The organism is Lelliottia nimipressuralis (genome assembly GCF_004402045.1).
Taxonomy (GTDB): domain Bacteria; phylum Pseudomonadota; class Gammaproteobacteria; order Enterobacterales; family Enterobacteriaceae; genus Enterobacter; species Enterobacter chinensis.
In genome coordinates this window covers 123544-141471 of record NZ_SOMG01000023.1, presented here as the reverse complement: position 1 = coordinate 141471, position 17928 = coordinate 123544, and the positions used below count along the sequence as shown (strand labels likewise).

Annotated in this window: 15 protein-coding genes and 1 pseudogene; 11 read left to right on the top strand and 5 right to left on the bottom strand. The window is 58.1% G+C overall.

All coding sequences use genetic code 11. The annotated features are described in order from the left end of the window. Window positions 1-12 precede the first annotated feature (12 nt). Window positions 13-921, bottom strand: a complete 909-nt coding sequence (gene yagE, locus E3U32_RS15500; RefSeq protein ID WP_134349487.1) for a 2-keto-3-deoxygluconate aldolase — start codon at window positions 919-921, stop codon at window positions 13-15. 226 nt (window positions 922-1147) lie between these two features. Further along, entirely contained in the window at window positions 1148-1600 is a 453-nt protein-coding gene (locus tag E3U32_RS15495; RefSeq protein ID WP_134349486.1) for a YhcH/YjgK/YiaL family protein, read from the bottom strand. 675 nt (window positions 1601-2275) lie between these two features. Between E3U32_RS15495 and arcA the strand changes: the two genes are divergently transcribed. The 5 genes from arcA to E3U32_RS15470 all read left to right on the top strand — a co-directional run bounded on the left by arcA (window position 2276) and on the right by E3U32_RS15470 (window position 7459). Beyond that, window positions 2276-3496 carry an arginine deiminase gene (arcA, locus tag E3U32_RS15490; protein WP_134349485.1) on the top strand — a complete coding sequence of 407 codons (1221 nt, stop codon included), beginning with the start codon at window positions 2276-2278 and terminating at the stop codon, window positions 3494-3496. Between the two features lie 10 nt (window positions 3497-3506). After that, complete coding sequence (gene arcC, locus E3U32_RS15485; protein ID WP_134349484.1) at window positions 3507-4418, top strand: carbamate kinase; 912 nt, start codon at window positions 3507-3509, stop codon at window positions 4416-4418. Between the two features lie 25 nt (window positions 4419-4443). Next, window positions 4444-5448, top strand: coding sequence for an ornithine carbamoyltransferase (gene argF / locus E3U32_RS15480; RefSeq protein ID WP_032647051.1), 1005 nt, complete (start codon window positions 4444-4446; stop codon window positions 5446-5448). Between the two features lie 47 nt (window positions 5449-5495). Beyond that, window positions 5496-6899, top strand: coding sequence for a YfcC family protein (locus tag E3U32_RS15475; protein WP_134349483.1), 1404 nt, complete (start codon window positions 5496-5498; stop codon window positions 6897-6899). Between the two features lie 80 nt (window positions 6900-6979). After that, window positions 6980-7459 carry an arginine repressor gene (locus E3U32_RS15470; protein WP_047346435.1) on the top strand — a complete coding sequence of 160 codons (480 nt, stop codon included), beginning with the start codon at window positions 6980-6982 and terminating at the stop codon, window positions 7457-7459. Window positions 7460-7462: 3 nt separating this feature from the next. Here E3U32_RS15470 and E3U32_RS15465 read toward each other — a convergent pair. Continuing rightward, window positions 7463-7580: pseudogene (locus tag E3U32_RS15465) on the bottom strand (hypothetical protein). Here E3U32_RS15465 and E3U32_RS15460 point away from each other — a divergent pair. The 5 genes from E3U32_RS15460 (at window position 7560) to gbpA (ending at window position 11148) form a co-directional block, all read left to right on the top strand. After that, entirely contained in the window at window positions 7560-7664 is a 105-nt protein-coding gene (locus E3U32_RS15460; protein WP_022646880.1) for a pyrBI operon leader peptide, read from the top strand. The pseudogene E3U32_RS15465 and the gene E3U32_RS15460 overlap by 21 nt on opposite strands. A gap of 34 nt (window positions 7665-7698) precedes the next feature. Beyond that, window positions 7699-8631, top strand: a complete 933-nt coding sequence (gene pyrB, locus E3U32_RS15455) for an aspartate carbamoyltransferase (RefSeq protein ID WP_025759900.1) — start codon at window positions 7699-7701, stop codon at window positions 8629-8631. A gap of 12 nt (window positions 8632-8643) precedes the next feature. After that, the gene (gene pyrI, locus E3U32_RS15450) at window positions 8644-9105 is read left to right on the top strand and encodes an aspartate carbamoyltransferase regulatory subunit (RefSeq protein WP_134349482.1); all 462 of its coding nucleotides are present in this window, start codon (window positions 8644-8646) and stop codon (window positions 9103-9105) included. Window positions 9106-9178: 73 nt separating this feature from the next. Then, window positions 9179-9565, top strand: a complete 387-nt coding sequence (gene ridA, locus E3U32_RS15445) for a 2-iminobutanoate/2-iminopropanoate deaminase (protein WP_134349481.1) — start codon at window positions 9179-9181, stop codon at window positions 9563-9565. Between the two features lie 131 nt (window positions 9566-9696). Further along, a complete protein-coding gene (gene gbpA / locus E3U32_RS15440) occupies window positions 9697-11148 on the top strand; it encodes an N-acetylglucosamine-binding protein GbpA (RefSeq protein ID WP_134349480.1) in 1452 nt (483 codons plus the stop codon). An 85-nt stretch (window positions 11149-11233) separates the two neighbouring features. Here the strand turns inward: gbpA and E3U32_RS15435 are convergent, their stop codons facing one another. Further along, window positions 11234-13615, bottom strand: coding sequence for a beta-N-acetylhexosaminidase (locus E3U32_RS15435; protein WP_134349479.1), 2382 nt, complete (start codon window positions 13613-13615; stop codon window positions 11234-11236). Between the two features lie 153 nt (window positions 13616-13768). Beyond that, entirely contained in the window at window positions 13769-16477 is a 2709-nt protein-coding gene (gene mgtA / locus E3U32_RS15430) for a magnesium-translocating P-type ATPase (RefSeq protein WP_134349478.1), read from the bottom strand. Between the two features lie 390 nt (window positions 16478-16867). Here mgtA and treR point away from each other — a divergent pair, with 390 nt between their 5' ends. After that, complete coding sequence (gene treR, locus E3U32_RS15425; RefSeq protein WP_134349477.1) at window positions 16868-17815, top strand: trehalose operon repressor TreR; 948 nt, start codon at window positions 16868-16870, stop codon at window positions 17813-17815. Window positions 17816-17928 lie beyond the last annotated feature (113 nt).

Sequence of the window (17928 nt, the reverse complement as noted above, 5' to 3'; positions counted from 1 at the left end):
TTATCGTCCGGCTCAGCAGAGCTTGAGCTGTTGCAGCAGGGTTTTCAGCTGCGCCTTACGCGGCTCGTCCAGCGGTGACGCGGGCGGCAACACGTGCGTGGAAATCGGGCGGCCGCAGAGCACAATCGCCTCTTTAATGACGTTCACAAACGGCGTATCCAGCTGATACATCTGCGGAATTTGCAGTAAGGTCTGATGATACTCAGCCGCTTTCGCCACGTCTTTATCCCGCCAGGCTTTCAGAAGATTCACCGACACCTGCGGGGCAAAGTTGCCGCTCGCCGAGATCGCCCCGTCGCCGCCGAGCAGCAGGGTATTAAACAGATGATCGTCATAGCCGCACAGCACGGTGAAGTGCGGATGGGCGGCTTTCACGGTGTGGATCATGCTGCGCAGGTGGGCGACGGAGTCGATGGTGTCCTTAATGCCGATAATGTTGCTGCGCGAGTCGGCCAGGGTTTTCACCAGCGCCGGGGTCAGATCCTGCCCGGTCAGCGCCGGGAAGTTATAGAGCATTACCGGCAGCGTGACGCTGTCCGCCACCTGTTCGAAATAGCGGATCAGGTTCGCTTCCGACACTTTCCAGTAGTAGGGGTTGATCACCACGATGCCGTCCGCGCCCACCTGCTGCGCGTGCTGGCTCAGCTCAATGGTTTCCCGGGCGTTGGTACCGCCGGTGCCGATCAGCACCGGCACGCGGCGATCGACGCGATCGATAGCAAAGCGGGCAATGGTTTTACGCTCTTCGGCGCTGAGCTGGGAGAACTCGCCGCCGCTGCCCAGGAAGAACAGGCCGTCAACGCCTGCCTTGATCAGATCGTCGATCAGCGCGGCGGTGCCCTGCTTATCGAGCTGGCCGTCGGCGGTAAAAATGGTGGAGACAGGGGGAATGATTCCCGTGAACAACGCGGACTGCGGCATGAGATCTCCTTGCTGAATCATTTTGTTCTACATTATAGAACAGCGTTCATTAATTTAACGATCATAATATGACGCAGAAAAAGCGCAGGTAAATGGGAAGGGAAGAGGGAGTGCGGGAAATATAAGCTGGATCACATTATGCGTGGGTGCGGTCTGGTGCCCTCACCCTAACCCTCTCCCACAGGGAGAGGGAACTTTTACACTCTCCCTGTGGGAGAGGACGGTCTTACTTCACCAGCATTTTCACTACTACTTTTCGCACCTGCGCAGGCGCTCCCACCGCGCACAGCGGCTTATGCACCTCACCCGGCCAGAACACCACGAAATCCCCTTCGCTCAGCACCACGGTTTTTTCCTGCTCGCCTTCCGGCAGGAACGCGATGTCTTTCTCCGCCAGCCAGTCGGTGTCCGGCGTACCGTGCGGCAGGGTGCTGAAGGTCATCCCTTCCTGACCCTTCATCACAATCTGGATATCCAGATAACGCGCGTGGAACTCGGCGCGGCGCTCGGCGAACGGCTGGGTCGTGTCTTCAGAAACCAGATAAAACAGGCTGTTGCCGTTGATGTCGTGTTTCCCGAGCGGCGTGGCGTCGGTGACGTGGGCCTTAACGTGCTCAATGGCCTGACGCAGCTCGTCAGGCAGCCAGGACTGCAGATGGTGGATGTTGCCAACAATCATGTTTTAACCCTCAATATAAAACATTGTTTCATTTTTATCTTTTATACGAGAATCCCGGCTGCCATACCAGCCCTTTTTGGAAGAGGTTTGCGCGAGCGCATGTTTATCGGGAATGGTGTTAAATTGCTGTTAACCCTGCCCAGGCATTTATGCAGGGGTTATGCATAACCTCGATCCGTGCTTATCGCACGGCTGTTCTAACCTCTTGATCATGCTCTCTAATTAACAAAACCCGTTGCCGCCTCACACTTTACTATTTTGATAATTTGCTCTAAAAAACCATAATTATTTATTGATTTTTCTTAAGTCAAAAATAGTTAATTACGTTAATTGCATAGCCATTCTTATGCATAATATTTATCATTTAAAATCAGCCACATAACAACATATTCCAAAAGATTAAAATCTACAAAATAATAACAACCTCAAATAATGCCACCGGATCCTGCTTAGCTATTCACCCCTCAATAATATGAAATTAATCATTATCTGATGCGAATCATGCAAATGAAAACAAACCCCCTAATATCCGGTTTCGCGTGAGCAATATCACATTACGGATTATTTAACTGCCTAGTATAAATCACGAAATCAATTGAGCTTAGCCGCCATGCAATTAAATACATCACATGGCGCATGCCCTTTTTATTCTGAAAAACAGTTAAAGGAATAATTATGGAAAAGCATTACGTCGGTTCTGAAATTGGTCAATTGCGTAGCGTTATGCTGCACCGTCCGAATTTAAGTCTGAAACGTTTAACGCCATCGAATTGTCAGGAGCTGCTTTTCGATGATGTGCTCTCGGTTGAACGGGCGGGTGAGGAGCATGACATTTTCGCAAACACGCTGCGCGAGCAGGGTGTGGAAGTCCTGCTGTTGACCGACCTTCTGACACAAACCCTTGATATTGCAGAGGCGAAGGCCTGGCTGCTGGATACACAAATCTCTGACTACCGTCTCGGCCCCACCTTTGCCGGCGACGTCCGCGGCTGGCTGGCGGATATGCCGCACCGCGAACTGGCGCGCAGATTAAGCGGCGGATTAACCTACGGTGAAATTCCGGCAGCCATTAAAAATATGGTAGTCGATACCCACACGGCGAATGATTTTATTATGAAGCCGCTGCCGAACCATTTATTTACCCGCGATACCTCCTGCTGGATTTATAACGGCGTGTCCATTAATCCGATGGCCAAACCGGCGCGTCAGCGCGAAACGAATAACCTGCGGGCAATATATCGCTGGCACCCGGTGTTTGCCGACGGTGATTTTATTAAGTATTTCGGCGACGAAAATATTAATTACGACCACGCCACCTTAGAAGGCGGTGACGTATTAGTCATTGGCCGCGGTGCGGTGCTGATCGGCATGTCCGAACGCACCACCCCGCAGGGCGTGGAGTTTCTCGCCAACAGCCTGTTCAAACACCGCCAGGCCGAGCGCGTGATCGCCGTTGAGCTGCCAAAACACCGCTCCTGCATGCACCTCGACACCGTCATGACCCACATCGACGTGGACACCTTCTCCGTCTACCCGGAAGTGGTGCGCAAAGATGCCCAGTGCTGGACGCTCACCCCGGACGGACGCGGCGGCCTGCTGCGTACCCAGGAAACCGACCTGCTGCACGCCATCGAGAAGGCGCTCGGCATTAACCAGGTGCGCCTGATCACCACCGGTGGCGATGCCTTTGAAGCCGAACGCGAGCAGTGGAACGACGCCAACAACGTCCTGACCATCCGCCCCGGCGTGGTGATTGGCTACGAGCGCAACGTCTGGACCAACGAGAAGTACGACAAGGCAGGTATCACCGTGCTGCCCATCCCGGGCGACGAGCTGGGACGCGGCCGCGGCGGCGCGCGCTGCATGAGCTGCCCGCTGGAACGCGACGGAATTTAAAGGAGCCATCATGGAACGAAAACCTACTCTGGTAGTGGCCCTGGGCGGCAACGCGCTGCTCAAGCGCGGTGAACCGTTAGAGGCCGACATCCAGCGCCAGAACATCGAGCTGGCCGCCCGCACCATCGCCGGGCTGACGGCGCAGTGGCGCGTGGTGCTGGTGCACGGCAACGGGCCGCAGGTCGGGCTGCTGGCGCTGCAGAACAGCGCCTACGACAAGGTCGCCCCCTACCCGCTGGACGTTCTCGGCGCCGAAAGCCAGGGAATGATCGGCTACATGCTCCAGCAAGCGCTGAAAAACAGTCTGCCCCAGCGCGAGGTGAGCGTCCTGCTCACGCAGGTGGAAGTGGACGCCGCCGACCCGGCCTTCAGCAACCCGACCAAATACATCGGCCCGGTCTACAGCGAAGCGCAGGCGAAAACGCTGGCCGCGGAGAAAGGCTGGGTGTTCAAGGCCGACGGCGGCTATTTCCGCCGCGTGGTGCCCTCACCACAGCCGAAACGCATCGTTGAGAGCGACGCCATCACGGCGCTTATTCAGCGCGACCATCTGGTGATCTGCAACGGCGGCGGCGGCGTGCCGGTGGTGGAAAACGCCAACGGCTATCGCGGCATTGAGGCGGTGATCGACAAAGACCTCTCCGCCGCCCTGCTGGCGCGCCAGATTGAGGCCGATGCCCTGCTGATCCTCACCGATGCCGACGCGGTGTACCTCGACTGGGGCAAACCGACCCAGCGCCCGCTGGCGCAGGTGACGCCGGAGTTGCTCAGAGGTATGCAGTTCGACGCCGGATCGATGGGGCCGAAAGTGGCCGCCTGCCGCGAGTTTGTTGAAGCCTGCAATGGGATTGCCGGGATCGGCGCGCTGGCCGACGGCGCGGAGATCCTCGCGGGCGAGAAAGGCACGTTGATTCGTAACTGAACACTTATTTAAAAAGGATTTACCCATGACCATCAACCTGAAAAACCGCAACTTCCTCAAACTGCTGGACTACACCCCGGCAGAGATCCAGTACCTGATCGACCTCGCCATCGAGCTGAAGGCGGCCAAAAAAGCCGGGCGCGAGAAGCAAACCCTGGTTGGGAAAAACATCGCCCTGATTTTTGAAAAAACCTCCACCCGCACCCGCTGCGCCTTCGAAGTGGGCGCGTTCGACCAGGGCGCGCAGGTGACCTACCTCGGCCCAAGCGGATCGCAGATCGGCCATAAAGAGTCGATGAAAGACACCGCCCGCGTGCTGGGCCGCATGTATGACGGCATCGAATACCGCGGCTACGGCCAGGCCATCGTCGAAGAGCTGGGCGAGTACGCGGGCGTACCGGTGTGGAACGGCCTGACCGACGAGTTCCACCCCACACAAATCCTCGCCGACCTGATGACCATGCTGGAGCACGCGCCGGGCAAAACCCTGCCGGAGCTGAGCTTTGCTTATCTGGGCGACGCGCGCAACAACATGGGCAATTCCCTGATGGTCGGCGCGGCCAAGATGGGGATGGATATCCGCCTGGTCGCACCGAAATCCTTCTGGCCGGAAGCGGGTCTGGTTGAGCAGTGCCGTGCCATCGCGAAAGAAACGGGCGCGCGCATCACCCTCACCGACGACGTGGAAGAAGGCGTGCAGGGGACCGATTTCCTCTACACCGACGTGTGGGTCTCCATGGGCGAGCCGAAGGAGGCCTGGGCCGAGCGCGTCAGCCTGATGAAACCGTATCAAATCAATGCGGACGTGATGAAAGCCACCGGCAATCCGAACGTCAAGTTTATGCACTGCCTGCCGGCGTTCCATAACGAGCACACCAAAGTGGGCCGAGAAATCGAGATGGCCTACGGCCTGAAGGGGCTGGAGGTGACGGAAGAGGTCTTTGAATCACCGAACTCCATCGTCTTCGACGAAGCAGAGAACCGCATGCACACCATTAAAGCGGTCATGGTGGCGACACTCGGCGACTAATCACCGCCCGGCGCGCCGCGGGGTGCGCCGGGTTTAAGGAGAACATCATGGGCAAGTTCAAGTTTCCCTCCGCTTACACCATTCTCTTCTTTCTGATTGCCGCTGTTGCGGCGCTGAGCTGGGTCGTCCCCGCCGGTCAGTACCAGATGGCGATGAACGAGGCGCTCGGCAAAGAAGTCCCGGTTGCCGGAACCTACGCACACGTGGCGGCGCATCCGCAGGGGATCGTTTCCGTGCTGATGGCGCCGATTGCCGGCCTGTACGATCCGGTTTCCGGCCAGGCCGGGGCGATCGACGTAGCGCTATTTATCCTGATCATCGGGGGATTTCTCGGGATCGTCACCAAAACCGGGGCGATTGACGCCGGGATCGAGCGCGTCACCACCCGGCTGCGCGGACGCGAAGAGTGGATGATCCCGATCCTGATGGCGTTGTTTGCCGCAGGCGGCACGATTTACGGCATGGCCGAGGAGTCGCTGCCGTTCTACACCCTGCTGGTGCCGGTGATGCTGGCCGCCCGGTTCGATCCGGTTGTCGCTGCCTCCACCGTGCTGCTCGGCGCGGGGATCGGCACGCTCGGCTCCACCATTAACCCGTTCGCGACGGTGATCGCCGCCAACGCCGCCGGGATCCCCTTCACCAACGGCATCGCCCTGCGCGTGGCGCTGCTGGTCATCGGCTGGGTCATCTGCGTGGCATGGGTGATGCGTTACGCCCGCAAGGTGCGCCTGGATCCGTCTCTCTCTATTGTCGCCGACAAACAGGAGGAAAACCGCGCTCACTTCCTCGGCAACAAAGGCGAGCAGTCGCTGGAATTTACCCCGGTGCGCAAAATCATCCTCGTGATTTTTGCTCTCGCCTTTGCGGTGATGATTTACGGCGTGGCGGTGCTGGGCTGGTGGATGGCGGAAATCTCGGCGGTGTTCCTCGCCAGCGCGATTATCGTCGGGCTGATTGCCCGCATGAGTGAAGAGGAGCTGACCTCAACCTTTATCAACGGCGCGCGAGATTTGCTGGGCGTCGCGCTGATTATCGGCATCGCGCGCGGTATCGTAGTGATCATGGATAAGGGCATGATTACCCACACCATTTTGCACAGCGCGGAAGGGCTGGTCAGCGGGTTGTCCACGGTGGCGTTTATCAACGTGATGTACTGGCTGGAGGTCGTGCTGTCGTTTCTTGTGCCTTCTTCATCCGGCCTGGCCGTTCTGACGATGCCGATCATGGCACCGCTTGCCGATTTCGCTAACGTCAACCGCGACCTGGTGGTTACGGCTTACCAGTCGGCCTCCGGCATCGTTAACCTCGTCACACCGACCTCCGCCGTCGTGATGGGCGGTCTGGCTATCGCCCGGGTGCCTTACGTGCGCTATCTGAAATGGGTCGCGCCGCTGCTGGCGATCCTGACGGTGGTGATTATGGTGGCGTTAAGCCTGGGGGCGTTGTTGTAATTTGTCGGATGGCGCTGCGCTTATCCGGCCTACGGATCGGTGCGGTGTCACCGGTTATTTCGGGAACTGATATGGGAAACATGATGGATTACGAAGAGTACTCTCCCAAAGAACAACTGCAGCTCACGGTGTGCAAGCGTCTGGTCGCCGAAAAGGGTTATCTTTCGCAGGAAGAGATCCGTCGCGACCTGCAGGAGAGAGGGTTTGACAGCATTAGCCAGTCGACCGTTTCGCGTCTGCTGAAGTTGCTCGGAGTCATAAAAATTCGAAATGCCAAAGGGCTAAAGATTTATTCGTTGAATCCTCAACTGCGCCCTGCCCCCGACGCCGCGCGTACCGTTTCGGAAATGGTGGTGAGCGTCGAACATAATAGCGAGTTTATCCTTGTGCATACCGTCGCCGGATATGGCCGCGCGGTGGCGCGTATTCTGGATTATCACCAGCTTCCGGAAATTTTAGGCGTGGTGGCCGGCAGCAGTATCGTCTGGGTCGCCCCCCGGGTGGTGAAGCGCACCGCGCTGGTGCATAAGCAAATTAATTATTTACTCAGAACGAATTAATATTCACAAAGAACCGTTTGCATTGAGTAAAGTGTGCATTAAATCGCTTGATCCGAAAAGCGAGCTGCGTATAATGCCCGACAATTTGCCGGGAGGAAGCATGGTCAAGCGTGTACGACATAACGTCTTACCGCGTCTGAAATCAGACGCTGGCCTGCCGTTTTTCTTCCCGTTGCTAAACCTATTCCCAGAGCCCCTCATTTGAGGGGCTTTTTTTTGCCCGGCGTCAGGAGATAAACATGAATCCGCTTTATCAAAAACACATCATTTCCATAAACGACCTCAGCCGCGAAGAGCTGGAACTGGTTCTGGAAACCGCGGCAAAACTGAAGGCCAATCCGCAACCGGAGCTGCTGAAGCACAAGGTGATTGCGAGCTGCTTCTTCGAAGCCTCGACCCGCACCCGCCTCTCCTTTGAGACCTCTATGCACCGCCTGGGCGCAAGCGTGGTGGGCTTCTCGGACAGCAGCAACACGTCGCTGGGTAAAAAAGGCGAAACCCTCGCGGACACCATTTCAGTCATCAGCACCTATGTAGACGCGATTGTGATGCGCCACCCGCAAGAAGGCGCGGCGCGCCTGGCAACCGAATTTTCCGGCGGCATTCCGGTGCTGAACGCAGGTGACGGTGCCAACCAGCACCCGACGCAGACCCTGCTGGATCTGTTCACCATTCAGGAGACGCAGGGCACGCTCGAGAACCTGAACATCGCCATGGTCGGCGACCTGAAGTACGGCCGTACCGTCCACTCCCTGACCCAGGCGCTGGCGAAATTTAACGGCAACCGCTTCTTCTTCATCGCCCCGGACGCGCTGGCGATGCCGCAGTACATTCTCGACATGCTGGACGAAAAAGGCATCCAGTGGAGCCTGCACGCCAGCATCGAAGAGGTGATGAGCCACGTGGATATTCTCTACATGACTCGCGTGCAGAAAGAGCGTCTGGACCCGTCCGAGTACGCCAACGTGAAGGCGCAGTTCGTGCTGCGCGCCAGCGACCTTGAGGGCGCGCGCGACAACATGAAGGTCCTGCACCCGCTGCCGCGCATCGATGAGATCACCACAGACGTGGATAAAACGCCGCACGCCTGGTACTTCCAGCAGGCCGGGAACGGCATCTTCGCCCGCCAGGCGTTACTGGCACTGGTTCTGAATCGCGAATTGGCTCTGTAAGGGGAAATGACCATGACACACGATAACAAACTCCAGGTTGAAGCCATCAAGCGTGGCACCGTGATTGACCACATCCCTGCGCAGGTGGGCTTTAAGCTGCTGACGCTGTTCAAACTGACCGAAACCGACCAGCGCATCACCATCGGCCTGAACCTGCCTTCAGGCGAGATGGGCCGCAAGGATCTGATCAAAATTGAGAATACCTTCCTGACCGACGAGCAGGTCAACCAGCTGTCGCTGTACGCGCCGGAGGCCACCGTCAACCGCATCGACGAGTATGAAGTGGTCGGCAAATCCCGTCCGAGCCTGCCGGATCGCATTGAGAGCGTGCTGGTCTGCCCGAACAGCAACTGCATCAGCCACGCTGAGCCGGTGTCCTCCAGCTTTGCAGTGAAAAAACGCGCTGATGACATCGCACTCAAATGCAAATACTGCGAAAAAGAGTTTTCTCATTATGTGGTGCTGGCCAACTAATTGAGGTTGGTAATGAAATCCCGGCTGTTATAATGGCCGGGAACATTCTTAACGCTGTAATTCTGGAGAAAACATGAGCAAAGTACTCGCGACGGAAAATGCACCCGCGGCTATCGGCCCCTACGTTCAGGGCGTTGATCTGGGCAGCATGATCATCACTTCAGGTCAGATCCCGGTGAACCCAAAAACCGGCGCGGTGCCGGAAGATGTAGCGGCACAGGCGCGTCAGTCGCTGGAAAACGTGCAGGCTATCGTGGAATCCGCGGGCCTGAAAGTGGGCGATATCGTGAAAACCACCGTTTTCGTGAAAGATCTGAACGATTTCGCCACCGTTAACGCCACCTACGAAGCGTTCTTCACCGAGCACAATGCCAGCTTCCCGGCGCGCTCCTGCGTGGAAGTGGCACGTCTGCCAAAAGACGTGAAAATTGAAATCGAAGCGATTGCCGTACGTCGTTAATTTATTTCAATAAATAATGGGCGGCCTCGGCTGTCCATTTTTTTTGGCTATTTTTCCTCTCGCCACAGCATGACGTCCCCCACCCGCCATTAATAACATCGAGCTGCATATTTATTATTAATGGACTAACAATGAAATTATCAAAAATTGCGCTGGCGGTAGCGACGATGACCGTTGCTTCATCCGCTTTGGCGCACGGTTATATTGAATCACCTGCCAGCCGCGCTTATATGTGTAAGCTCGGTCAAAATATTGATTGCGGTTCCGTACAGTATGAACCGCAGAGCGTGGAGAAAACCTCCGGTTTCCCGACGGGGGCGCTACCGCCGGACGGCCAGCTCGCCAGCGCGGGGATCGCTAACTACTCCCAGCTGGATAAACAGAGTATGAACGCCTGGACGAAAACGCCAATGACCGCAGGCGCGCATGAATTCGTCTGGTACCACACCGCACCGCACAAAACCACCAACTGGCGTTATTACATCACCAGACAAAACTGGGATCCGAATAAGCCCCTGACCCGCGATCAGTTTGAATTAACCCCGTTCTGTACCGTTAATGGAAATGGCCAGGCGCCTGAGATGCGTAAAGCCATGACCTGTAATGTGCCGGCACGCACGGGTTACCAGGTGATTTATGGCGTCTGGGAAATTGCGGATACCTCAAACAGTTTCTACCAGGCCATTGACGTTGATTTTGGGAACGGCGGCAACGTTACGCCGGATGAAACCCCGGGCGTTGTTTCCGAATGGAGCAAAACCCTGAGCGGCCAGATTGCCGGTAATAACCTGAACGCAGGCGATAAAGTCATTGCCCGCTTCTTCGACGCTCACGGTGAAGTCACGTCCATGCGCACCGACATGACGATCGCCACCGCCGCCCAGGGCGATGCCAACCAGTGGTCTTACGATCTGGCGCAGAAAATTAACACCGCGCACCAGAACGTACGCGTCGGCGTGAAGGATGAAGGCGGCGAGATTAGCCCGGTTCACGGCGCGAACAGCGTCTACGTGAAAGACGGCAGCACGCTGAAATCTGTTGCGATCTCTTATGAGGAGCAGAAAGCGGAGGTTAACGAGACGATTGCCGTCTCCGGCCTGCAGTACAGCAAAATCGAACAGGGCAACGCCACCGTGACCTTCCACGTAAATACCCACGGTAACGTCGATTTCGAAGCCCACGTCATGAACCATCACGGCGCGGAAAAAGGGTATCTGAAGCAGGAGATGAACAACGCGAATCAGGACGTCACCATGACGCTAACCGGCGTTGAAGCGGGCCATCACATGCTCAAGTACTACGCCACCAACAAAGACGGCACGCTGTTTGCGCAGGATGTCCTGAACCTGATGCTGGAAGGCGAAGCGGCGGCGGACAACTCCGGTCAACATGACTTTATCTTCCCGGATAATATCGCGTCGTACAAAGCCGGCACCGTGGTGCTGCAGCCGAAAGACGGTAAGACCTACCAGTGTAAGCCTTTCCCATACAGCGGCTACTGCATGCAGTGGAGTAAACATGCCACCCAGTTTGAGCCGGGTGCGGGTTCAGCATGGAAAGAGGCGTGGGTTCTTAAGAACTGAGACGCCTTCATGCCCGGCGGCACTGCGTTTGCCGGGCCTACACGTTACGTAGGCCCGGTAAGCGTAGCGCCACCGGGCATTTTTACTAATTCCGCGTCGCTCTGAGCAGCGTCTCCAGCGGGTACACTGCCGCAATCACCACCTCGTCCTGCACCTTCGCCGCGTTATCCAGCTCGCTCTGAATCGACGCTATTTCTTTATCGTCCAGCGTGCCCTGACGTGCCACCAGATCGGTGAGCCGCAGGCCAATCGACGAAAGCTTGTCGACCTCCTGAATCACCGGTTTGATCGCCTTCAGCTGATAGCTGTTTTCGCTTAACGCCAGCGCATCGCTGGTGTTGCTTTGCCAGCGGGTAAAGACGTGGCGCAGCGCCTCGGCGCTTTCCGCGTCTTCTGCGTCGCTCACCAGACGGTCAGCCCATTTGTTCATCTGCCGCACGGTGGCGCTTTCGGCGTTCAGCGCATCCGCGAAGCGGTTGAGCGGCTCAAACTGATGGTAGTTTCCGGCCTGGAACTTGAGGTGCTGACGGGTGTAATACTGCGCCGGCTCAACTGCCTGCGCGAGGATTTGCAGCGGCAGCGTATCGGCATTGCCCGCAAGGCGCGTGAACTGCACCTGCTGCTGGGTATGCTGCTGCAGCCCGACCGACACCGCTGACCAGCTGTCCATCGCCTGCAGGCGGGTGTACATGTTGTCGACATCGTTGACGTCCTGCGCGGACCACAGGCGCTCCGCCACCGCAAAAGTGCGCGGCCACAGGCGGATATCCAGCACCGGCGCGACCACGTTTTCCGCCCACAGCGCGGCTTCGCCGCCGAGCAGGTTGGCCTGGTTCGCCACATCCGGCACGACTGGCGGAAGGCCTTTCGGCACTTCGTCCAGGCGCGTGCCGCTAATCGGATAGCGGACGTTCCCCACCAGGAAGTAGCCGGTGAGGGTATCGTTATTCACCGACACCACGGGGCGCGTTTCGCCCATCCAGGTGTCGACGGTAAAGGTCACCTGGCTGTCATCGCGCCATTCAATATCCTGCACCGCACGACGGGATTTGCCGGCAAAATCAATAAACCCGCGCCAGCCGGCATCCCCTTTCACCAGCGTGAAGCTCCCCTCTACCGACTTGCCTTTCAGGCGCGGCATAGAGAAGGCCCAGCTCTGGGCGCTGTCGGTGTCCGCTATCACGTCCACGCCGTTCAGCCCCTGCGGGACAATCTCGTTGCGGTAGTGATAGGCGGTGGACTGCGGCTGGTCGAGATAAAAACCGGTCGACAGAATGCCCTTGTAGCCGTTCTGCGCCACCTGCCCCAGCGCGTCCTGCCCCTGCCAGGACTGGATCAGAATGCTTTTTGGCAGATCGGGATGGTAGATCTCGTCCCAGCCGACCATCTGCCGGTGGTGTTTCTCGAGGATCGTTTCCAGCTTGCGGTTGAAGTAAGCCTGCAGCGCATGGCTGTCAGCAAGCTTCTTATCGCGCATAAATTGCTGAATGGCGGGGTTCGCTTTCCACTGGGAGTCGTCGACCTCATCGCCGCCGATATGCAGATACGGATCGGGGAAGATCGCCGCCAGTTCGCTGACCATCGCCTCAGCAAACGCATAGGTTGCCGCTTTTGTCGGATCCAGCACCGGCTTCAGCACGCCCCAGTGTCGCTCCATCTGATACGGCCCCGGCGCGCTCATCAGCTCGCGATAGGCCACGGCAATTGCCGAGGCGTGGCCCGGCATGTCGATCTCCGGCACCACGCGGATGCCGCGCTCGGTGGCGTAACGCACGACCTCGCGCATCTGTTCCGGCGTGTAGAACAGCCCGTCGCTGGCAAGCTGGGTCAGCTTTGGATAGCGCGTCGAGCTGAAGCGCCAGCCCTGATCGTCGGTCAGATGCCAGTGCAGCACGTTAAGTTTGGCGGCCGCCATGCCGTCAATCTGCCGCTTGATGTCCGGCAGCGGGATGAAGTGGCGCGCCGAATCCAGCAGCAGCCCGCGCCACGGGAAGCGTGGGGAATCCTCAATAGAGACCCACGGAAGCGAGCTATTTTCCGCACCGTTCTGCACCAGCTGGAGCAGGGTTTCTATAGCGCGCAATGCACCGAAACGGGTGTTGGCGGAGATATTCACCCCGTTGGCGTCCACCGTCAGCTTATAGCTTTCGTCGCTGTCAGGCAGCGGCTGCGGTTTGACCTTTTTGGCGATGGCAATGCGGATGGTCGGTTTCTCTGGCTTTTCAGTCTGCGGCTGGAGCGTCCAGCCCGTTTGCAGGGCAATACGCTGGCGCAGGCGATTGACGGCGTCACCGAGATCGTCCCCGCTGACGCTAATGGATACGTTGTTGCTCAGCACCAGCGCGCCCTGGGTTGTCGGGCGTTCGACCTTCGCGGGCCAGGGCATTAAAGGGAGATCGCCTGCCGGGGCGGCAAACGCCGACGCGCCGAGCATCAGCCCGGCGGTTAAGAGACTGTACCGTAACATGAATGTTCCTTATCTGACGGGCCAAATAAAGGCAAAACATTCTGTTAACATGCGTTCATTTTGTCGTCAAGCGAATGCGCCGACGGAGATCACAGGTTGTTGAATTTGAGAGGAAAGCTATTGCCCGGTGGCGCTGCGCCACCGGGCTTGCCGTTACTGCCACCCATACCGACGCGCATAGAACCCTTTCACCATCTGGGTCAGCACCATATAGCCTGCGAGGATCGCCACCAGCCACGGGAAGTAGCTCAGCGGCAGCGCCTGCAGCTGCAGGTAACTTGCCAGCGGTGAGAACGGCAGCGCGATGCCGAGCGCCATCACAATCCCCGTCATCACAATCAGCGGCCACGCGGCACGGCTCTGGATGAACGGAATGCGGCGGGTGCGGATCATATGCACAATCAGCGTTTGCGACAGCAGTCCCACCACGAACCAGCCGGACTGGAACAGAGTCTGATGTTCCGGGGTGTTGGCGTGGAACACAAACCACATCAGGCAGAAGGTCAGGATGTCGAAGATGGAGCTGATCGGGCCAAAGAACAGCATAAAGCGCCCGAGATCCGCCGGGTTCCAGTGCTGCGGCTTCTGGATCTGCTCGTCGTCGACGTTATCAAACGGGATCGCCACCTGAGAGACATCGTACATCAGGTTCTGGATCAGCAGATGCAGCGGCAGCATCGGTAGGAACGGCAGAAACGCGCTCGCCACCAGCACGCTGAAGACGTTACCGAAGTTGGAGCTGGCGGTCATCTTGATGTACTTGAGCATGTTGGCGAAGGTGCGACGTCCTTCAATCACGCCCTCCTCCAGCACCATCAGGCTCTTTTCCAGCAGGATGATATCTGCCGCTTCGCGGGCGATATCCACCGCGCCGTCCACGGAGATACCAATATCCGCCGCACGCAGCGCAGGCGCATCGTTGATGCCGTCACCCATAAAGCCCACCACGTGCCCTTCTCGCTTGAGCAGGGTGACAATGCGCTCTTTGTGCATCGGCGTCAGCCGGGCAAACAGCGTGGTACGCTGGGCAAGCTTCGCCAGCTCGTCATCGGAGAGGTGCTCAATATCGCTCCCCACCACCACATCGCCCGCGTCCAGCCCCACTTCGTGGCACACTTTGGCCGCTACCAGCTCGCTGTCACCGGTCAGGATTTTGACAGTAATACCGCTCGCCTTCAGCGCTTTCAGCGCCGGTGCGGTGGTCTCTTTCGGCGGATCGAGGAAGGCGATGTAACCCTCGAGGATCAGATCGGATTCGTCGATACGCTGATAGTCCCCCTCGCGCGCGGGCAGGAACTTGCTCGCGACCGCCACTACGCGCAGCCCCTGACGGTTCAGGTTGTCGGTAACGCGCTTGATGCGGCGCAGCATGGTGTCGTCCAGCGGCACGATGTCGCCGTTATAGCGCACCTGCGTCGACACGTTCAGGATCTCCTGCAGCGCCCCTTTGCAGATCAGCTGGTGGACGTCCTGCTGCTCGCTCACCACCACCGACATACGGCGGCGCTCGAAGTCGAACGGGATCTCATCCACCTTCTGCCAGCGTCCGGAGAGCGTGCGGGCCGACTCTTCATCCACCCCTTCCAGCACCGCGACGTCGAGCAGGTTTTTCAGCCCGGTCTGGTAATGGCTGTTCAGCCACGCGCTGTGCAGCACGCGCTCGCTGGTTTTGCCGGAGATATCGGTGTGGTTCTCCAGCACGATTTTATCCTGCGTCAGCGTGCCGGTTTTATCGGTGCAGAGGATGTCCATCGCGCCAAAGTTTTGAATGGCGTCGAGGTGTTTGACGATCACCTTTTGTTTGGACAGTTTGACCGCCCCGCGCGCCAGCGTGGAGGTGACAATCATCGGCAGCATTTCCGGCGTTAAGCCGACGGCCACGGAGAGCGCAAACAGCGCCGCTTCCCACCAGTCGCCTTTGGTGTAGCCGTTGATCAGCAGCACGATCGGCGTCATCACCATCATAAAGCGGATCAGCAGCATGCTGACGCGGCCAATCCCTTTCTGGAAGGCATTGGGTTCGCTCTCCTGCTCGCTGACGCGTCCGGCAAGCTGACCAAACCAGGTGTTGCCCCCGGTGGCGGTGACAATCGCCTGCGCCGTACCGCTGACCACCGTGGTGCCCATAAAGCACAGGGTGTCGCATTCTAGCGGGTTCATCTGCTGCGGATCGCGGCTGCGCGCCACCTTTTCAACCGGCAGGGATTCCCCGGTCAGGGAAGCCTGCGCGACGAACAGATCGCGTGCCTGAATGATGCGTAAATCCGCCGGGATCATATCTCCCGCCGCCAGCTTCACCAGATCGCCCGGTACCAGCTGGTCGATGGGCAGCTCCACCCAGGCGTTTTCGCCGAGATCGTTAATCACGCGCGAAACGGTTGCCGTGTTGCTGACCATCGCCTTCAGGGCGTCTGCCGCTTTGGTGGAGCGGGCTTCCTGGATAAAGTTCAGCAGCGTGGAAATGCCCACCATCAGGGCAATCACCCCTGCGGCAAACAGATCTTCCGTGGCATATGAGATAAGGCCGAGAACGGTCAGCAGCAGGTTGAACGGGTTGCGGTAGCAGAGCCAGAGATGCACCCACCACGGAGACGGTTTTTGCGCCGGGATCTGGTTATCGCCATGCACGGCGCGGATTTTTTCGACTTCTGTCGCGTTCAGCCCTTCCGGGTGGCCGCCAAAGGCGCGCCAGACTTCGTTTTCATCCATCGCCGCCACGTTCAGGCAGCGCTCGGTCAGGGACGCGGGGATCGCGGCGCCCGCCATGTTTTTGCCATTGGGCAGCGGGTCGCGCTGAACAAGACGGTGTGGCAGGTGGCGGCTCAGCAGCGCCTGCAGCTGACGGGTAATATTTTTAAACATAGTCATTCCTCCGCATCCGCAAACGCGGATGCAGCATTCCTTCAGGCGTGGCAAAGCCGTACCTGAGAGGCACTCAATTTTTCAAGCAGGAACGTTTATGACGTTGCTGCCTCACATCACCGGTGAGTCAGCAACAGGCTGGCTTACCGGATAGAACGCATTCTCCCGTTCAGGAGAGGTGTGGGATCGGGATCCATGTGGCCTCCGGTAAGTAAAAAGTCAGGTTTCGCCACGCAGTATAAGGATTTATCCATACCGTTCGTGGCGCATCGGACGGTATTATAACCCCACGCAAATAAACCGAACGTAAACCAGACTTTGCCCATAGCGAAATCGCGCTATAGCATTAGGCTCAATTGACCACTTTGTCGTTGTTACAGGGAATACAGCATGCAGAACCGCCTTACGATTAAAGACATCGCGCGTTTAAGCGGCGTGGGGAAATCCACCGTGTCGCGCGTGCTGAACAACGAAAGTGGTGTCAGCGAACGCACCCGCGAACGCGTTGAGGCGGTCATGAACCAGCACGGCTTTTCGCCTTCCCGCTCCGCGCGCGCCATGCGCGGGCAGAGTGACAAAGTTGTCGCGATCATTGTCTCGCGTCTGGATTCGCTCTCCGAAAATCTCGCCGTCCAGACCATGCTGCCCGCCTTCTACGAGCAGGGCTATGATCCGATCATGATGGAGAGCCAGTTCTCTGTGCAGCTGGTTGAAGAGCATCTGGGTATGCTCCAGCGGCGCAACATTGACGGCGTGGTGCTGTTTGGCTTTACCGGCATCAAAGACGAGATGCTGAAACCCTGGCAGCCGTCGCTGGTGCTGCTGGCGCGTGATGCCCACGGCTTCGCGTCCGTCTGCTATGACGATGAAGGGGCGATTATTACCCTAATGCAGCGCCTGTACGACCAAGGCCATCGCCACATCAGCTTCCTCGGCGTTCCTCACGCGGACATCACCACCGGCAAGCGTCGCCATGAAGCCTATCTGGCCTTCTGCAAACAGCACAACCTCTCCGCCGTGGCCTCTCTGCCGGGGCTGGGCATGAAGCAGGGCTACGAGCAGGTCGCTGGCGTTCTGACGCCACAGACCACCGCGCTGGTGTGCGCCACGGATACCCTGGCGCTGGGTGCGAGCAAATATATCCAGGAACAACGCATCGATAACCTGCAGGTGGCGAGCGTGGGCAGTACGCCGCTGATGAAGTTTTTGCACCCGGAAATTATCACCGTCGATCCGGGCTACGCCGAGTCTGGCAGACAGGCCGCCGCGCAGCTTATCGAGCAGATCAACGGGCGCGCTGAGCCGCGTCAGATCGTTATTCCCGCCCACCTTTCTTAACCCCCGCTCAACGGTTTATTGTGATCTTCGCCCGATTTCGGGAACGTTCCCATTTTCGCCGTCACGCTGAAGGAGTAGGCTTGCGCTCAGGTCATTACCCCCTTCACCATCTG

Bases quoted from the DNA above. Each gene is read 5' to 3' on its own strand.
- yagE (WP_134349487.1), bottom strand. From the start codon at position 921: ATGCCGCAGTCCGCGTTGTTCACGGGAATCATTCCCCCTGTCTCCACC.
- E3U32_RS15495 (WP_134349486.1), bottom strand. From the start codon at position 1,600: ATGATTGTTGGCAACATCCACCATCTGCAGTCCTGGCTGCCTGACGAG.
- arcA (WP_134349485.1), top strand. From the start codon at position 2,276: ATGGAAAAGCATTACGTCGGTTCTGAAATTGGTCAATTGCGTAGCGTT.
- arcC (WP_134349484.1), top strand. From the start codon at position 3,507: ATGGAACGAAAACCTACTCTGGTAGTGGCCCTGGGCGGCAACGCGCTG.
- argF (WP_032647051.1), top strand. From the start codon at position 4,444: ATGACCATCAACCTGAAAAACCGCAACTTCCTCAAACTGCTGGACTAC.
- E3U32_RS15475 (WP_134349483.1), top strand. From the start codon at position 5,496: ATGGGCAAGTTCAAGTTTCCCTCCGCTTACACCATTCTCTTCTTTCTG.
- E3U32_RS15470 (WP_047346435.1), top strand. From the start codon at position 6,980: ATGATGGATTACGAAGAGTACTCTCCCAAAGAACAACTGCAGCTCACG.
- E3U32_RS15460 (WP_022646880.1), top strand. From the start codon at position 7,560: ATGGTCAAGCGTGTACGACATAACGTCTTACCGCGTCTGAAATCAGAC.
- pyrB (WP_025759900.1), top strand. From the start codon at position 7,699: ATGAATCCGCTTTATCAAAAACACATCATTTCCATAAACGACCTCAGC.
- pyrI (WP_134349482.1), top strand. From the start codon at position 8,644: ATGACACACGATAACAAACTCCAGGTTGAAGCCATCAAGCGTGGCACC.
- ridA (WP_134349481.1), top strand. From the start codon at position 9,179: ATGAGCAAAGTACTCGCGACGGAAAATGCACCCGCGGCTATCGGCCCC.
- gbpA (WP_134349480.1), top strand. From the start codon at position 9,697: ATGAAATTATCAAAAATTGCGCTGGCGGTAGCGACGATGACCGTTGCT.
- E3U32_RS15435 (WP_134349479.1), bottom strand. From the start codon at position 13,615: ATGTTACGGTACAGTCTCTTAACCGCCGGGCTGATGCTCGGCGCGTCG.
- mgtA (WP_134349478.1), bottom strand. From the start codon at position 16,477: ATGTTTAAAAATATTACCCGTCAGCTGCAGGCGCTGCTGAGCCGCCAC.
- treR (WP_134349477.1), top strand. From the start codon at position 16,868: ATGCAGAACCGCCTTACGATTAAAGACATCGCGCGTTTAAGCGGCGTG.